This is a genomic window from Leptolyngbya sp. ST-U4 (assembly GCF_039962215.1).
In the GTDB taxonomy this organism is placed as follows: domain Bacteria; phylum Cyanobacteriota; class Cyanobacteriia; order Elainellales; family Elainellaceae; genus Leptolyngbya_A.
In genome coordinates, this window is sequence record NZ_JAMPKZ010000001.1 from 376,262 (window position 1) to 389,817 (window position 13,556).

Below are 13,556 nucleotides of genomic sequence, written 5' to 3' on the forward strand. Positions count from 1 at the left end.
TCTGCCTGTTTTGTTTCTTGCCTTCTGTATAGTTGCCGAATGATTACCTCACCTAACCGTTTCATGATTACTGGTAAAACCAAACTGCTTGGTGTGATTGGACATCCAATCGAACACTCCCTCTCTCCCGTCATGCATAATGCTGCGATCGCTGCTCTGGGAGTGGATTATGTTTACCTGCCGTTTCCGATCGACCCAATCAATCTCCGGCGTGCCCTGGATGGCTTCGAGGTGATCGGGCTTCAAGGTTTTAGCGTGACCATTCCGCATAAGCAGGCAATCATGCCGCTACTCAACGAGATATCGGAAACGGCAAAGGCGATCGGGGCTGTCAACACTGTTTGCCGCACTGCATCCGGCTGGTATGGTACAAACACCGACCTCGATGGATTCCTTGCGCCGCTCCAGTCCCAAAACTGGGCAGAAGCAACCGCCCTCATTCTAGGCAATGGCGGGGCGGCTCGTGCAGTCGTTGCGGGCTGTTATCAAATTGGCTGTCGTCAAATCCATGTCGTTGGGCGCGATCGGCAAAAGCTTAAGACTTTCTGGCAGAGCTGGCAGGATCACCCCGTCTCCGCTCATCTCTTCGTTGCCGAATGGCAGGAACTTCCCGATCGGTTATCCCAGGCAAACCTACTTGTCAATACCACGCCCATTGGTATGGCTCCCGATGCTGACCGCTCTCCGATCGATCCCGCCCTGCTGGAAAAATTACCTGCTGGCGCAATCGCCTATGACTTGATTTACACACCCCGGCCGACAAAATTTCTTCAACAAGCAGCGGCTCAGGGCTGTGTAGCGATCGACGGATTAGAAATGCTCGTGCAGCAGGGAGCAGTCGCCCTTCAGCTCTGGCTCAAGCAATCGGTTCCCGTAGAGGTGATGCGATCGGCTTTGCTTGACTTTTTGCGATGATAGTTAAGGTTAACTGCCTGCCAGAATCTGCCCTACGACTTTTAGAAATTGGCATAAGAACCTTTCTACCGTAAACCTCGCTGCAAAGCCAAAAGGAGAATCCTGGTGCGATCGATCGAACTGCTTCAAAGCTACCGTCAAATGAGTCAGCAGATTTTTACGGTGGTGGATGTTGAAACCACTGGACGGTTTTCTCGCGGCGATCGCGTGACCGAAGTTTCTGTAATTCACGCGACGTTAGCAGACGGTATTCTAGAGCAGCGAACCAGCCTGATTAATCCCCAGACTCGAATTCCCGATCGCATTGTGCGCTTCACCGGAATTACGCAGTCGATGGTGAATGCTGCCCCGGTCGCCGCGGAGGTGCTTCCCAATTTCCTCCCCCTGCTGAGCCAGGGCATTCTCACCGCTCATAATCTCAGCTTCGACTATGGGTTTCTGCGATCGGAGTTCGATCGATTGGAAACTGTGTTTGAGAAGCCAAAAGAAGAGCAGCTTTGCACGGTGCAGCTCTCTCGCCTGATGCTGCCTGATTTGCCGTCACGTAGCTTGCCGAAACTGGTCGAACATTTTCAGTTTGACGTGGGACGATCGCACCGCGCCGAAGCGGATACACTGGCTTGTTGGCTCCTGCTGAAGCGACTCATGCAGGAAATTTTGAACGAGTCGGACGATGTGCTGATTGCCCGATTTTACCGTCAGTGGATGCCGCTCAAATACGCTGCCGTTGTGCTCAACTGTTCCCCCACCGAAGCACAGCAACAGCTAGACCTGGCTCAAGTGAAAGCCCGCTTTGTCGGTCGCAATAAAAAAGACGGAACCTGGATGTATCGCCGGGGTGACGTGGAGCGCGTTCGAGCGGCGATGGCAGAAGTGCAGGTTTAGCGGAAAGTTGAACAAGGTAAAGTCCTGCATTGCCTTCTAAATCCTCTAACTTTGGGACTTTGAATCCTGAAGGAGGCTGGGTTTTTCCCAAAGGAAGCTAGAGAGTAGCTCGGAGAGACAATCCTAAAGGTTCAAACATTCTCTAAGCTTTTGTTTCAGCGATCGCCCTGGCTTTCAATGAGTTCGATCGTCTAAAGTCAAAAAGTAATTCTCCGGTCAATCTCTTGATTTCTTCTGACCACGCGCAACGTACTGCCAATCGCCTGCTGATCTTCACTCGTTACCCTGTTCCCGGCAAAGCGAAAACCCGCCTTATTCCCGCGCTAGGAGCCGAAGGAGCCGCCTTACTTCAGCGTCAAATGACCGAGCATACGCTAAGGCAAGTAAAGCCGATTGCTTCGCAGTTTCCTGAAGGGGTAGTCGTTCAAACAGAAAAATGCGCGGCGGAGATTTGCTATGCGGCAAGCTCTGAAGCAGGCGAACTTCAGCAAATTAGCAGTTGGCTTGGCTCAGATTGGTTCTATTCTCCGCAGGTCGAGGGTGATTTAGGAGTGAAGCTGATCGCAGCCTTCCAAAATGCCTTTGCCCAAGGGTGTGAGAAAGTTCTCGCGATCGGCACAGACTGCCCCGGCTTAGATGCCGATCGCCTCACAGAGGCATACAATCAACTCCAATCGCACGATCTCGTTTTGGGCAAAGCAACCGATGGCGGCTATTATCTGATCGGCATGAAGCGGTTAATCCCAGAATTATTTAAGGATATTAACTGGGGTACAGCTGCAGTGCTGCGGCAAACGGTGACGATCGCCGAACACCTGAACCTGAAGATTGCCGATTTAGATGAACTGAGCGATATCGACTACCCGGAAGATTTACCGATTTGGCATCGGGCAAAGGCAAAAACTGCGCCATTATCGGTCATTATTCCGGCAGTGAACGAAGGGCGATCGATTCAATCCGCGCTACACAATCTGCGGCAAGCTTGTGGCGAGGAAGCGATCGAAATCCTGGTGATTGACGGCAAAAGTGAAGACGATACGATCGCTCAAGTTCAAGCGTTGGAGATTCCTGTGATTTCTGCCCCCCGGAATCGCGCCATACAAATGAATCTTGGAGCACAGCTGGCAACTGGCGAGAACTTGCTGTTTCTTCATGCCGATACCCAACTTCCGGCTGGCTTTCCTGCTCTGGTGAGGCAAACTTTAGCTCAGCCAGAGACGATCGCCGGAGCGTTCCAACTGCAAATCAAAGGACAGGGAACAGGACTGCGGCTGGTAGAGTGGGGCGTTAATCGGCGATCGAAGCTGCTGCAAATGCCCTATGGCGACCAGGGAATTTTTCTAAAAGCCTCAACGTTCTACGAAATCGACGGCTTTCCCCAAATGCCCATTATGGAAGATTTTGAGTTAGTGCTGCGATTGCGTCAACAGGGCAAAATCCGCATTGCCCCTGCTTCAGTCGTGACTTCTGGGCGACGCTGGCAGAAACTGGGTGTGGCTAAAACTACCCTGATTAATCAAGCGATGATTGCCGGGTATTTTCTAGGCGTTTCGCCCGATCGACTAGCACAAGGGTATCGAAGTCAGGGCTAGCTTCCCGAACCTCAAATCTATAATATTGCCTCCCCTGTCTGTCGCATCGCTCTTGCACAGGATGGGTCAGCACAGCGTAACGCATCAATTCGAGGGAATTAGGCAACAGGTTAATGACGGCATAAGAAAACCTTTCCGCATCGCCTGACCCATCGCTTCCTGTTCTTAATACGTTACGCCCAACTCATCCTATCGTTCGATCGGCTGAAGGCTAATTCCTAATTATCAGACCTTAGGCTTTACCGTTGTGGCAATATGCAGTTCCTTAAGCTGTTTGGTATCCACTTCGGAAGGCGCATTTGTGAGGAGGCATTTTGCCTGTTGCGTTTTCGGGAATGCCATCACGTCGCGGATTGACTCTTCTCCCGCAAGCAGCATTACCAGGCGATCGACTCCGTAAGCAATTCCCCCGTGAGGCGGTGTGCCGTACTCAAACGCTTCCAGCAAAAAGCCAAATTTTTCGTGCGCTTCTTCGGTCGATAAACCGATCGTCTCAAACACCTGCTGCTGCATATCGAGCTGATAAATCCGCAGACTGCCACCACCGATTTCAAACCCATTGAAGACCAGATCGTATGCCTCAGCACGAGCCGTTTTCAGATCGTGGGCATCTTCTGGAAAGGGGGCGGTGAACGGGTGATGCAGTGCCTCCAGTCGATTTTCGTCCGCGTTCCACTCAAACATCGGGAAGTGAGTGATCCAGAGCAAGTTGAGTTTAGTAGAATCCACCAGATTCAGTTCACGGGCAGTCACCTGGCGCAGGCGATCGAGTGTCTTATTCACCGTGGGCGCATCTCCGGCTCCAAACAGCAGCAGATGCCCAGGCTGTGCGCTAGTGCGCTGAAGCAACTCGGTTTTTTGATCCTCGGTGAGGTTGTCTTTAATTGCGCCGATCGTATCAATCTCGCCGCCGTCCCGCACTCGCACGTATGCCAGTCCTTTTGCGCCCATGCTGGTTGCTTCGTTGAACAAATCACCGCCCGGCTTGATTCGCACATTTGAAAAGGCATCATTCCCGCCCGGGATGGGCAGCACTTTCACAATGCCCCCGCTTGCCACTGCACCCGAAAAGACTTTGAAGCCAGAGTCTTTCATCAGGTCAGAGACATCGACCAGTTCCAGCCCATAGCGCGTGTCAGGCTTGTCGCAGCCGTAGCGATCCATTGCCTCCTGGTAGGTTAATCGAGGAAATGGACGCGGGAGATCAATCCCTTTCACCTGCTTAAAAATTGAGCAGACCAGCTTCTCGTTCAGTTCCAGGATCTCCTCCTGGTTCATAAAGCTCATTTCCATATCGAGCTGGGTGAACTCCGGCTGACGATCTGCCCGTAAGTCCTCATCGCGAAAGCATCGCGCAATTTGATAGTAGCGATCGAGTCCCGACACCATCAAAAGCTGCTTGAACAACTGAGGCGACTGGGGGAGCGCGAAAAACTCACCCGGATTCACGCGGCTGGGGACAAGATAATCTCTTGCACCTTCGGGGGTCGATCGCGTCAGAATCGGCGTTTCCACCTCAATAAAGCCTTCTGCGTCCTCCAGATAGCGGCGAACGGCTTTGATAATTTGATGCCGCAACTGAATATTCTGGCTCATCCGCTCCCGCCGCAAATCCAGATAGCGGTACTTCAGCCGCAGTTCCTCCCGCACCGATTCCTGCTCGGCAGTCGAAACCTGGAATGGAAGCTGCCTACGAACCGGACTCAGCAGTTCAATTTGGTCGGCATAAATCTCGATTTCGCCGGTCGGAAGGCGGGGATTTAGCGACTCAGGCGGACGTTTGCTGATGCGTCCGGTAACTTTTACCACGTACTCGTTTCGCAGATCGTCTGCAGTTTTGTAGGATTCGGGCGTACGCTCAGGGTCGCTGACAATCTGGGCGATTCCCGTGCGATCGCGCAAATCCACAAAAATCACGCCCCCATGATCGCGGCGACGATCGACCCATCCAAATAGGGTGACTGTCTCTCCGACATTTCCGGCTCGAAGCTCTCCGCAATAATGAGTCCGCATGGCTGGTCTGAAATCGCTCGGTACAAATACAATAAAACTTTTCCATTATCCTGCATTCCGGCACTTCTGTGCGTCGGGTAACTTGATACAGGCAAACAAAAAAGGCGGGACATCCCGCCTCAGAGGTGACAGTATTACAAATTAGCTCAGCATCAATCAATTGCAGCTTAGCCCAGCGCGTTTGCGCCGCCAACCACTTCCAGAATTTCCTGAGTAATCGCAGCCTGACGGGCTTTGTTATAGCCGATCGTCAGCGTCTTAATCAGTTCCTTCGCGTTGTCACTGGCGTTGTTCATCGCCGTCATCCGGGCAGCGAGTTCACTTGCCGCAGATTCTTGCAGGGCGCGGAGAAGCTGGTTATTTAAGTAGAGGGGTAGCAGCGCATCCAGGATTTGCACCGGGTCTTGCTCAAAGATCATGTCTCTAGGCAGTGGAGGCAGCATACTGGCTCCCACTCTCTCCCGTTCCACTGCAAAACCACCACTGCGAGTGGTCAGGCGGAAGATTTCGTCATCCTGCGCTTCCAAGCCCTGAGGATCGAGAGGCAACAGGGTTTGAACCACCGGGCGAGAACTCACCAACGAAACAAACTTCGTGTAGATTAGCTCTACCCGATCGACGGTTTCTGAGAGAAATAGGTTCAGCAGTTCGTCAGCAATGCTAGACGCTTCAGCCGCTGTGGGAACCTGCTCCAGCCCAGTGAAGCTTGCATCAATCACTTGATCGCGACGCTGAAAGTACTGGCTTGCTTTGCGACCAATGATTACAAAACGATAGTCCAGACCTTCCGCCTTCAGTTCTTTAGCACGGGCTTCGGCTCGGCGGATCACGTTGGCATTATAGCCACCGCACAAGCCACGATCGCCCGAAACAACCAGCAGTCCTACCGTCCTCACTTCTCGCTGACGCAGCAGGGGCAGAGTTACATCCTCAAACCGCAGACGAGTTTGCAGTCCGTAAAGTACCTGAGCCAGACGATCGGCAAAGGGACGGGTAGCAATTACCTGCTCCTGAGCGCGGCGTACTTTCGCAGCTGCCACCAGACGCATGGCTTCTGTAATCTTGCGCGTATTTTTGACCGACTGAATCCGATCGCGAATCTCTTTTAGGTTTGGCATCTTTCGTTCCTCAAAGAGCAGTCAGCCATCCCGACTGGACTATCAGACTGGAACAACTGACTGCAAAGTATGAATTGCCCTTTATTGGGCAGACCTACATGGCGCTGAAGGTCTTCTTGTATTCAGCGATCGATTCCTTCAGCAGGGACTCAGCTTCGTCGTTAAGCTGCTTGTCGTTGCCGACGATTTCCATGTAGCGAGGCTTGCTCGTCTTCAGATAGTCGCGCAGACCTTTCGCAAAGCTCGTCACTTTATTGGTCGGGATTTCATCCAGATAGCCGTTAATTCCAGCATAGATGATGGCAACCTGCTCTGCTACCGAAAGCGGCGAGTACTGCGGCTGCTTCAGAATCTCACGGAGACGCTGACCGCGCGCGAGCTGGTTCTGGGTTGCCTTGTCCAAGTCAGACGCGAACTGAGCAAACGCCTGAAGTTCATCGAACTGCGCCAGCTCCAGCTTTACCTTACCTGCAACTTTCTTCATTGCTTTGGTTTGTGCCGCCGAACCCACACGGGATACCGAGATACCGGGGTTTACCGCCGGACGCTGACCGGAGTTAAACAGGTTCGAGGTCAAGAAGATTTGGCCGTCAGTAATCGAAATCACGTTGGTCGGAATGTATGCCGATACGTCACCTGCCTGGGTTTCAACGATCGGTAGAGCTGTCATACTGCCGCCGCCCAGTTCATCGCTCATCTTCGCAGCCCGCTCCAGCAAACGGGAGTGGAGATAGAAAACGTCTCCGGGGTATGCTTCCCGGCCCGGCGGACGACGCAGCAGCAGCGACATTTGGCGGTATGCCTGCGCCTGCTTGGAAAGGTCATCGTACACAATCAGCGTCGCTTTGCCCTTGTACATAAAATACTCCGCCAAAGCCGCGCCCGTGTAGGGAGCCAGGTATTGCAGAGCTGCCGGGTCGTTTGCGTTTGCTGCGACGACGATCGTGTAGTCGAGTGCGCCTCGCTCGCGCAGGGTTTCCACCACCTGAGCCACGGTCGAAGCCTTCTGACCGATCGCCACATAAACGCAGATCACGTTCTCGCTCTTCTGGTTCAGAATCGTGTCCACGGCAATTGTGGTTTTGCCTGTCTGACGGTCGCCAATGATCAGCTCACGCTGCCCCCGACCGATCGGAATCATCGCGTCAATTGCGGTAATCCCCGTCTGCATCGGCTCATAAACTGAGCGGCGATCGACAATTCCCGGTGCGCCGGATTCGATCAGGCGATTTTCAGAGGCTTGGATTTCGCCTTTACCGTCGAGCGGACGTGCCAGTGCGTTCACGACGCGACCGATCATCGCTTCACCTACAGGAATCGAGGCAATTTTGCCCGTGGAGCGAACTGAGCTGCCTTCCTGAATGCCCAGACCGTCGCCCATCAACACCACGCCCACGTTGTCTTCTTCCAGGTTGAGCGCAATACCGACTTCACCATCTTCAAATTCGAGCAGTTCGCCTGCCATTGCTTGCTGCAAACCATACACGCGGGCAATACCGTCGCCAACCTGAAGCACGGTTCCCACATTGGAAACTTTCACATCCTGGTCGTACTGCTCGATCTGCTGCCGAATAATGCTGCTAATCTCGTCGGGTCTAATACTAATCGCCATTGGTGTTTCTCTCTATGGTTCAACTAAGAACGGCTTTAACTAAGAACGAAAGACGCAATAACCGCCAAACCTAAACAGTTCTTGAAGGAATACGAGCGATTAAGCTACGCTGCCCAGCTTCACGCCAATCCGACGCAATTGACCGCGCAGACTTGCATCCACCACTTGAGAGCCGACTTTGATAATCACGCCGCCCATCAAGTCTGGGTCGATGCGAATATCCAGCTCTACCTGCTGCGCCTGAGTCATGCCCTTCACTTTCTCGCGGATTGCTTCCTGCTGTCCTTCATTCAGTTCAACAGCAGAGGTCACTTCTGCCAGTACGGTTTGCTTCAGCTTCCGCACCAGTTCCTTAAACTGATTTAGGACTTCCGGCAGAAACACAATGCGCCCGCGATCGACTAGCAGCATCAAGAAATTGGTCAGATAAGGATGAAGCTGATCGCCTGCGATCTGGCGCAGAACTGCTTTCTTTTGATCCGCTTTGAAAAAGGGGTTAGACAGCAGCAGATTCAGATCGTCAGACTCTTTCAGGGCGGCTAGCAGAGAATTGGCATCCTCTGAAAAGCGATCGACCAAATCCTGCGACTGTGCGATCGACATTAACGCCTGAGCATAAGGCTCTGCGATTTCTGTAGAGACTAAAGATGACCTCATGACGCGCCTCCTATCGTAGCAATACTGCGATCGATCAGGTGTTGCTGGGTTTCATCGCTCAGACCCGATCGAAGCCGGGACTCAACCTGCTGCAACGCCAAATCTGCGATGCGCTGTCTCAGTTCAGCAATCACTCGTTCCTGCTGCGAGTTCAAGTCCTGGGCTGCGGCGGCTTTCATACGCTGAATGTCCTTCTCAGACTGCACCAGAACGGCTTCCCGCGCTGCCTTTGCCCGTTCCTCTGCCTCGGCGCGAATACGAGTGGCTTCCTGCTGTGCCTGAGCCAGCTTTTGCTGCTGTTCTGCCAGGGCTGAGGCAGCTTTCTGCTTGCGCTGCTCTGCCTCTTTGATCGAGTTTTCGATGTTGGCGCGACGCTCGGAGAGTGTCTTACCCAGGAAGCCCCGTCCAAAGTAGATGAGAACGCCGATAATAATCGCTAAGTTAATCAGGTTGGTTTCGAGAATGTCGAAGTTAATTCCAAACCCGTGCGCTTCCGCTTCAGCAGTCAGTAAAAATAAATTTCTCATGGTTATCATAGAGAACTACCTCGCCCCATTAACCCACCGACTGCGTACCTAACAGCTTCTCCAGAATCTGATGGCTCAGCGAATCGACCTGCTGTTCAAGTGATTGCATTGCCTCTTGCTTCTGGTGGTCTAGCTCAGCCTGTGCCTGCTCGCGCTGCGCCTGAGCTTCCTGCTGTGCTTCAGCCATTTTTTGAGCCGCAATTCGCTCAGCGTCCGCTTCTGCTTCAGCAATTACTGCCTGCGCCTGACGGCGAGTGCTTGCCAGCTCCTGCTCGTACTGTTTTGCCAAATTCTCTGCTTTTGCCAGGCGTTCACGCGCTTCCGCCTGATTGGTGCGAATAAAATTCTCTCGATCGTCTAGTGCCTTACCCAGAGGCTTGTAAAAGAGGGCATTGAGAAGCGCGACCAGGATCAAAAACTGAACTGCCATGAGTGGCAGCGTCGCGTCAATGTCAAACAGTCCTCCCTTGCCTCCTTCGGCAGCCGCTTCAGCAGCCAGCAGGATAGTCCAGTGCATCATAGTTAAATTGCCCCGCAGTTCCCAAATGGGGTCAAACGACAAAGATTATAGAGAGGTTTAAGTCAAGGGAATCAAGGGAGACACGAAGGGGGTCGTGCCTCCGCTAGAGTAAATTGACCTAGTTGACTTACGCGAAGGGGTTTGCGAACAGCAGCACCAGCGCAACTACCAGACCGTAAATCGTCAACGCTTCCATGAACGCCAAGCTCAGCAGCAGCGTACCGCGAATTTTGCCTTCTGCTTCGGGCTGACGAGCAATCCCTTCTACAGCTTGACCTGCGGCGTTACCTTGACCAATGCCAGGACCGATCGCGCCCAGACCTACAGCCAGAGCAGCAGCGAGAACAGAAGCAGCAGCAATTGTCGGATTCATGATTTTTCCTTGCCTTACAGTACAAAAACGACTAGATAGATATGGTCTAACCAAGTAAGCGTTGTTCACGCTGCAATACGAGCTTCAGCATCGCGGATGAATTCTCAAAATGAATTCTAAAAGCGATCGCCGAAACCATTCGATAGCGGGATATGCGGTATCCCTCAACTGAGGAATCTAGTGTTCCTCATGCCCTTCACCGTGATGATCCTCCATTGCCTCGCCGATATAGGAGGCTGCCAGCGTTGCGAAAATCAGTGCCTGGATTGCGCTTGTAAACAGACCCAGAGCCATGACCGGCAGCGGAATAAACAGCGGAACCAGGAGAACCAGTACCCCAACCACTAGCTCGTCTGCCAGGATGTTTCCGAACAATCGGAAGCTGAGCGAGAGAGGCCTGGTGAAATCTTCGATAATTTTGAAAGGAAGCATGAACGGAACGGGCTGGACATAGTTACCAAAGTAGCCCAATCCCTTCTTCCGAAATCCTGCGTAGAAATACGCCAGAGACGTCAGGAGCGCCAGCGCGATCGTGGTGTTGATGTCGCTGGTTGGAGCAGTTAACTCGCCCTGAGGGATGTGAATTAGCTTCCAGGGCAGCAGTGCGCCAGACCAGTTTGAGACGAAAACAAACAGAAACAGCGTTCCAATAAACGGAACCCAGGAACGATACTCCTTTTCCCCAATCTGGGCTTTCGCCAGGTCACGAATGAACTCCAGCGCATACTCCATCAGGTTTTGAGTACCGCCTGGAACCATCTGGATATTCCGAGTTCCGAGGATGGAGGCACTCACCAGCAGGCCAATCACGAACCAGGAAACCAGGAAAACCTGACCATGCAGCTCCAGATTGCCAACGTGCCAGTAAAACTGCTTGCCAACCTCTAACTCTGCCAGGGAAAAAGAGCTTAGGGCATTCAGCGTGTATAACATTTCCATGCGAAAAATGTCCCAGTATCTTAAGGGGTGCTAGGATGTCCTGAGTCTATTAAGAGTCAGGTAAGATGGTGGTTTTCAGCATGTAGAAGATCACAGCAGCCTTGTAGGTCAGGAAGCCCAGGAAGATCGGCATAATTTGCAAATCTTCCAGTCGTGAAGCAACGACAATTACTCCAACTAAGAGCGCAAGGCGTGTGCTGCCCAAACTCTGTTTTTCCCTGCCCAACTGCGCGACGTTTCTCGCCAACATTCTCAAGTAAACCACACCGACGCACGCTCCAATGAGGTAATTAAGAGCGATGTTAAGGGAATAAAAAACCCAGACAGAGCCAAAAATAATCCCTGTTAGAATCAGAGTTCCCTTCAACAAATCCTGCTGGAGCTGGTAATACTCTTGCATGGATGAATCGGGTTCCGGAGGAAGACCGCCGGAAGCTTCGGCTGCATTTTCGGGGGTTGGGGGTTGAACTGGAGATTCTGGCGAGCTCACAAGACAAAAGAACCTGATCCAGACTGTTGGAATGGGTCAACTCGACCCTTAAAAATCATATCACCGACAGGTAACAATACTTATCAGAAATTTCTTTTTGGGGATCGGTTGCTCAGTCTGGTTTGACTTCTCCCATATTAAGTCGTGCTTTTTTCAAGATCAGGGAGGAAAAGCTGGAGCCAGAGATTGGCTCGACGCCCCTATCTTCCCCTTCCTCCAGCCTTCGTATAAGCGACCTGAACTAAGTGCTAAACCATACTCAGCGTCATCAAATCGTCTGCCATATCAAAATTAGCTGTGACACTTTGAACATCGTCCAGGTCTTCCAGGCCATCCATAAGCCGCAGCATTTGAACAGCTTGATCTGAATCGGTGATTTCAACGCTGTTGTTAGGGAACCAGCGCAACTCGGACTGAATGATGATGTAGCCTTTGTCTTGCAGTACTTGCGCCAGGTTTTCTACATTGGCAGGGTCGGTGAATACTTCAGCACCAGGAATATCGTTGTCTAGCTCGGTAAACTCATAGGATGTTGCCTCGCCTTCTAGAGAAGCTTCTAGCAGCTCATCTTCCTTTAGTTCATAAACTTCTTTTCTGCCTTGCAGCATGGGTGCAGGTTTTAGAGTGACGACGCCTTTTTGCTCAAACATCCAACCGACACAGCCCGTTTCTCCCAGGTTGCCGCCCCGCTTGCTAAAAGTTGCCCGTAAATCCGCTGCTGTACGGTTGCGATTATCGGTTAATGCTTCGATTAAAACTGCTACGCCGCCTGGACCGTATCCTTCATAGCGAATTGCCTCGATCGCGTCCGCATCGCCGCCGAGTTTTCCGGTTCCTTTCGCAATCGCGCGATCGATATTTTCGTTGGGAATGCCTGCGGCTTTGGCTTTATCAATCGCCGTGCGAAGCTGGAAGTTACCGTCGGGATCACCGCCCCCAGTCCGAGCCGCAATGATAATCGCCCGCGAGATTTTGGCAAACGTTTTGCCTTTTACTGCGTCTACTCGCGCTTTCTGGCGTTTGATATTTGCCCATTTACTATGTCCAGCCATGACTCAAAGGAAAATCTAATCATTGAAGCCAACAGAACCAGAATAAACAAATGGGGAAGCTTCCGAGAATCAAATTCTCTAGAAAGCGCTGAAATTCCTGCTGGAAGCAACTTTGAGCCAAACTATACCAGGACTCTCATTTTTCTAAGCGAATTTTCTAGTTCTAAATATTGACCGATCCCCGCTTTTACTATCTCTCTGGTAAGAGAAAGGTCGTAGTTGAGGTTCTAGCCGAGGGTTGATTCAGATAACCTGGCTGTCTCGGTACTGTTAGAAGGTGTAACGGCTTGCCAAACATAATCGTCATTCATTAGGACGACCAAAAGGTAAATCCTTTTCATCATTGACTAAAAACGACTAGAAATCTGAAAGAGGAGACGAATCATGAAACTTTCTAAAATGATTGGTGCTAGCGCACTGGCTCTGAGCCTCAGCGTTCTGCCTGCAACGATCGCTTCTGCGACTACGGGTACGACAGGAACGACAGGCACCACGGACACGACGACCACCACCACCGCTCCGGATACGACCAACGATACGACCCCGACTGCTGATGTTGAGTCCAACGATGGCTTTGACTGGGGTTGGTTGGGTCTGCTGGGCCTGCTGGGTCTGGCTGGCTTGGCTGGTAAGAAGCGTGATGATCAGGCAGTTCACTACCGTGAGCCCGATGTAACCACCCGCACTGGCTACCGCGAATAATTATTTCCCAGCCTGCTTTGGTTACAGAAACCATAGACGCTTCCATCCACTTGAAGGGGCATTAAGCCCCTTTTTTGTGCCCTTGAATCTTATGTTTTTGAGTGTGTTTTTAAGGATGAACCGCAGCATTAACCCTTCGTGCCGCTCCCACAAAACACTGT

Annotated in this window: 14 protein-coding genes; 4 read left to right on the forward strand and 10 right to left on the reverse strand. The window is 52.0% G+C overall.

Translation table 11 applies throughout. The features are described 5' to 3' along the window. Positions 1 to 39: 39 nt before the first annotated feature. The 3 genes from NDA02_RS01590 to NDA02_RS01600 all read left to right on the forward strand — a co-directional run bounded on the left by NDA02_RS01590 (position 40) and on the right by NDA02_RS01600 (position 3,392). Positions 40 to 915 (forward strand): shikimate dehydrogenase, encoded by an 876-nt coding sequence (locus NDA02_RS01590; RefSeq protein ID WP_242067552.1) that lies wholly within the window; start codon positions 40 to 42, stop codon positions 913 to 915. A gap of 105 nt (positions 916 to 1,020) precedes the next feature. After that, positions 1,021 to 1,800, forward strand: a complete 780-nt coding sequence (locus NDA02_RS01595; RefSeq protein ID WP_347277917.1) for a 3'-5' exonuclease — start codon at positions 1,021 to 1,023, stop codon at positions 1,798 to 1,800. Between the two features lie 224 nt (positions 1,801 to 2,024). Continuing rightward, positions 2,025 to 3,392, forward strand: a complete 1,368-nt coding sequence (locus NDA02_RS01600; RefSeq protein WP_190794126.1) for a TIGR04283 family arsenosugar biosynthesis glycosyltransferase — start codon at positions 2,025 to 2,027, stop codon at positions 3,390 to 3,392. Positions 3,393 to 3,617: 225 nt separating this feature from the next. On the opposite strand, the gene aspS is transcribed toward NDA02_RS01600, so the two are convergent. From aspS to NDA02_RS01650, 10 genes are all read right to left on the reverse strand, one after another. Further along, positions 3,618 to 5,405, reverse strand: a complete 1,788-nt coding sequence (gene aspS, locus NDA02_RS01605; RefSeq protein WP_190794127.1) for an aspartate--tRNA ligase — start codon at positions 5,403 to 5,405, stop codon at positions 3,618 to 3,620. A gap of 167 nt (positions 5,406 to 5,572) precedes the next feature. Continuing rightward, a complete protein-coding gene (locus NDA02_RS01610) occupies positions 5,573 to 6,523 on the reverse strand; it encodes a F0F1 ATP synthase subunit gamma (RefSeq protein WP_190794128.1) in 951 nt (316 codons plus the stop codon). 94 nt (positions 6,524 to 6,617) lie between these two features. Then, positions 6,618 to 8,135, reverse strand: a complete 1,518-nt coding sequence (gene atpA / locus NDA02_RS01615; RefSeq protein WP_190794129.1) for a F0F1 ATP synthase subunit alpha — start codon at positions 8,133 to 8,135, stop codon at positions 6,618 to 6,620. A gap of 99 nt (positions 8,136 to 8,234) precedes the next feature. Continuing rightward, positions 8,235 to 8,792: an ATP synthase F1 subunit delta gene (gene atpH / locus NDA02_RS01620; RefSeq protein ID WP_190794130.1), complete on the reverse strand. Its 558-nt coding sequence runs from the start codon at positions 8,790 to 8,792 to the stop codon at positions 8,235 to 8,237. Beyond that, positions 8,789 to 9,319, reverse strand: coding sequence for a F0F1 ATP synthase subunit B (locus NDA02_RS01625; protein ID WP_190794131.1), 531 nt, complete (start codon positions 9,317 to 9,319; stop codon positions 8,789 to 8,791). The genes atpH and NDA02_RS01625 overlap by 4 nt, the downstream gene beginning before the upstream one ends. A 28-nt stretch (positions 9,320 to 9,347) precedes the next feature. After that, positions 9,348 to 9,839 carry a F0F1 ATP synthase subunit B' gene (locus NDA02_RS01630; protein WP_190794132.1) on the reverse strand — a complete coding sequence of 164 codons (492 nt, stop codon included), beginning with the start codon at positions 9,837 to 9,839 and terminating at the stop codon, positions 9,348 to 9,350. A gap of 127 nt (positions 9,840 to 9,966) precedes the next feature. Then, positions 9,967 to 10,212 carry an ATP synthase F0 subunit C gene (gene atpE / locus NDA02_RS01635; protein ID WP_088893994.1) on the reverse strand — a complete coding sequence of 82 codons (246 nt, stop codon included), beginning with the start codon at positions 10,210 to 10,212 and terminating at the stop codon, positions 9,967 to 9,969. A gap of 177 nt (positions 10,213 to 10,389) precedes the next feature. Beyond that, complete coding sequence (atpB, locus tag NDA02_RS01640) at positions 10,390 to 11,145, reverse strand: F0F1 ATP synthase subunit A (RefSeq protein WP_190794136.1); 756 nt, start codon at positions 11,143 to 11,145, stop codon at positions 10,390 to 10,392. A 55-nt stretch (positions 11,146 to 11,200) separates the two neighbouring features. Continuing rightward, positions 11,201 to 11,641, reverse strand: a complete 441-nt coding sequence (locus tag NDA02_RS01645; RefSeq protein WP_348245800.1) for an ATP synthase subunit I — start codon at positions 11,639 to 11,641, stop codon at positions 11,201 to 11,203. Positions 11,642 to 11,889: 248 nt separating this feature from the next. Then, a complete protein-coding gene (locus tag NDA02_RS01650; RefSeq protein ID WP_348254305.1) occupies positions 11,890 to 12,693 on the reverse strand; it encodes a YebC/PmpR family DNA-binding transcriptional regulator in 804 nt (267 codons plus the stop codon). Positions 12,694 to 13,077: 384 nt separating this feature from the next. On the opposite strand from NDA02_RS01650, the gene NDA02_RS01655 reads away from it, so the two are divergent. Further along, positions 13,078 to 13,395, forward strand: a complete 318-nt coding sequence (locus tag NDA02_RS01655; RefSeq protein WP_190791180.1) for a WGxxGxxG family protein — start codon at positions 13,078 to 13,080, stop codon at positions 13,393 to 13,395. The last annotated feature ends 161 nt before the right edge of the window (positions 13,396 to 13,556 follow it).

Coding starts and splice junctions, on each gene's coding strand:
- NDA02_RS01590 (WP_242067552.1), top strand. CDS start 40: ATGATTACCTCACCTAACCGTTTCATGATTACTGGTAAAACCAAACTG.
- aspS (WP_190794127.1), bottom strand. CDS start 5,405: ATGCGGACTCATTATTGCGGAGAGCTTCGAGCCGGAAATGTCGGAGAG.
- NDA02_RS01610 (WP_190794128.1), bottom strand. CDS start 6,523: ATGCCAAACCTAAAAGAGATTCGCGATCGGATTCAGTCGGTCAAAAAT.
- atpA (WP_190794129.1), bottom strand. CDS start 8,135: ATGGCGATTAGTATTAGACCCGACGAGATTAGCAGCATTATTCGGCAG.
- atpH (WP_190794130.1), bottom strand. CDS start 8,792: ATGAGGTCATCTTTAGTCTCTACAGAAATCGCAGAGCCTTATGCTCAG.
- NDA02_RS01625 (WP_190794131.1), bottom strand. CDS start 9,319: ATGAGAAATTTATTTTTACTGACTGCTGAAGCGGAAGCGCACGGGTTT.
- NDA02_RS01630 (WP_190794132.1), bottom strand. CDS start 9,839: ATGATGCACTGGACTATCCTGCTGGCTGCTGAAGCGGCTGCCGAAGGA.
- atpE (WP_088893994.1), bottom strand. CDS start 10,212: ATGAATCCGACAATTGCTGCTGCTTCTGTTCTCGCTGCTGCTCTGGCT.
- atpB (WP_190794136.1), bottom strand. CDS start 11,145: ATGTTATACACGCTGAATGCCCTAAGCTCTTTTTCCCTGGCAGAGTTA.
- NDA02_RS01650 (WP_348254305.1), bottom strand. CDS start 12,693: ATGGCTGGACATAGTAAATGGGCAAATATCAAACGCCAGAAAGCGCGA.
- NDA02_RS01655 (WP_190791180.1), top strand. CDS start 13,078: ATGAAACTTTCTAAAATGATTGGTGCTAGCGCACTGGCTCTGAGCCTC.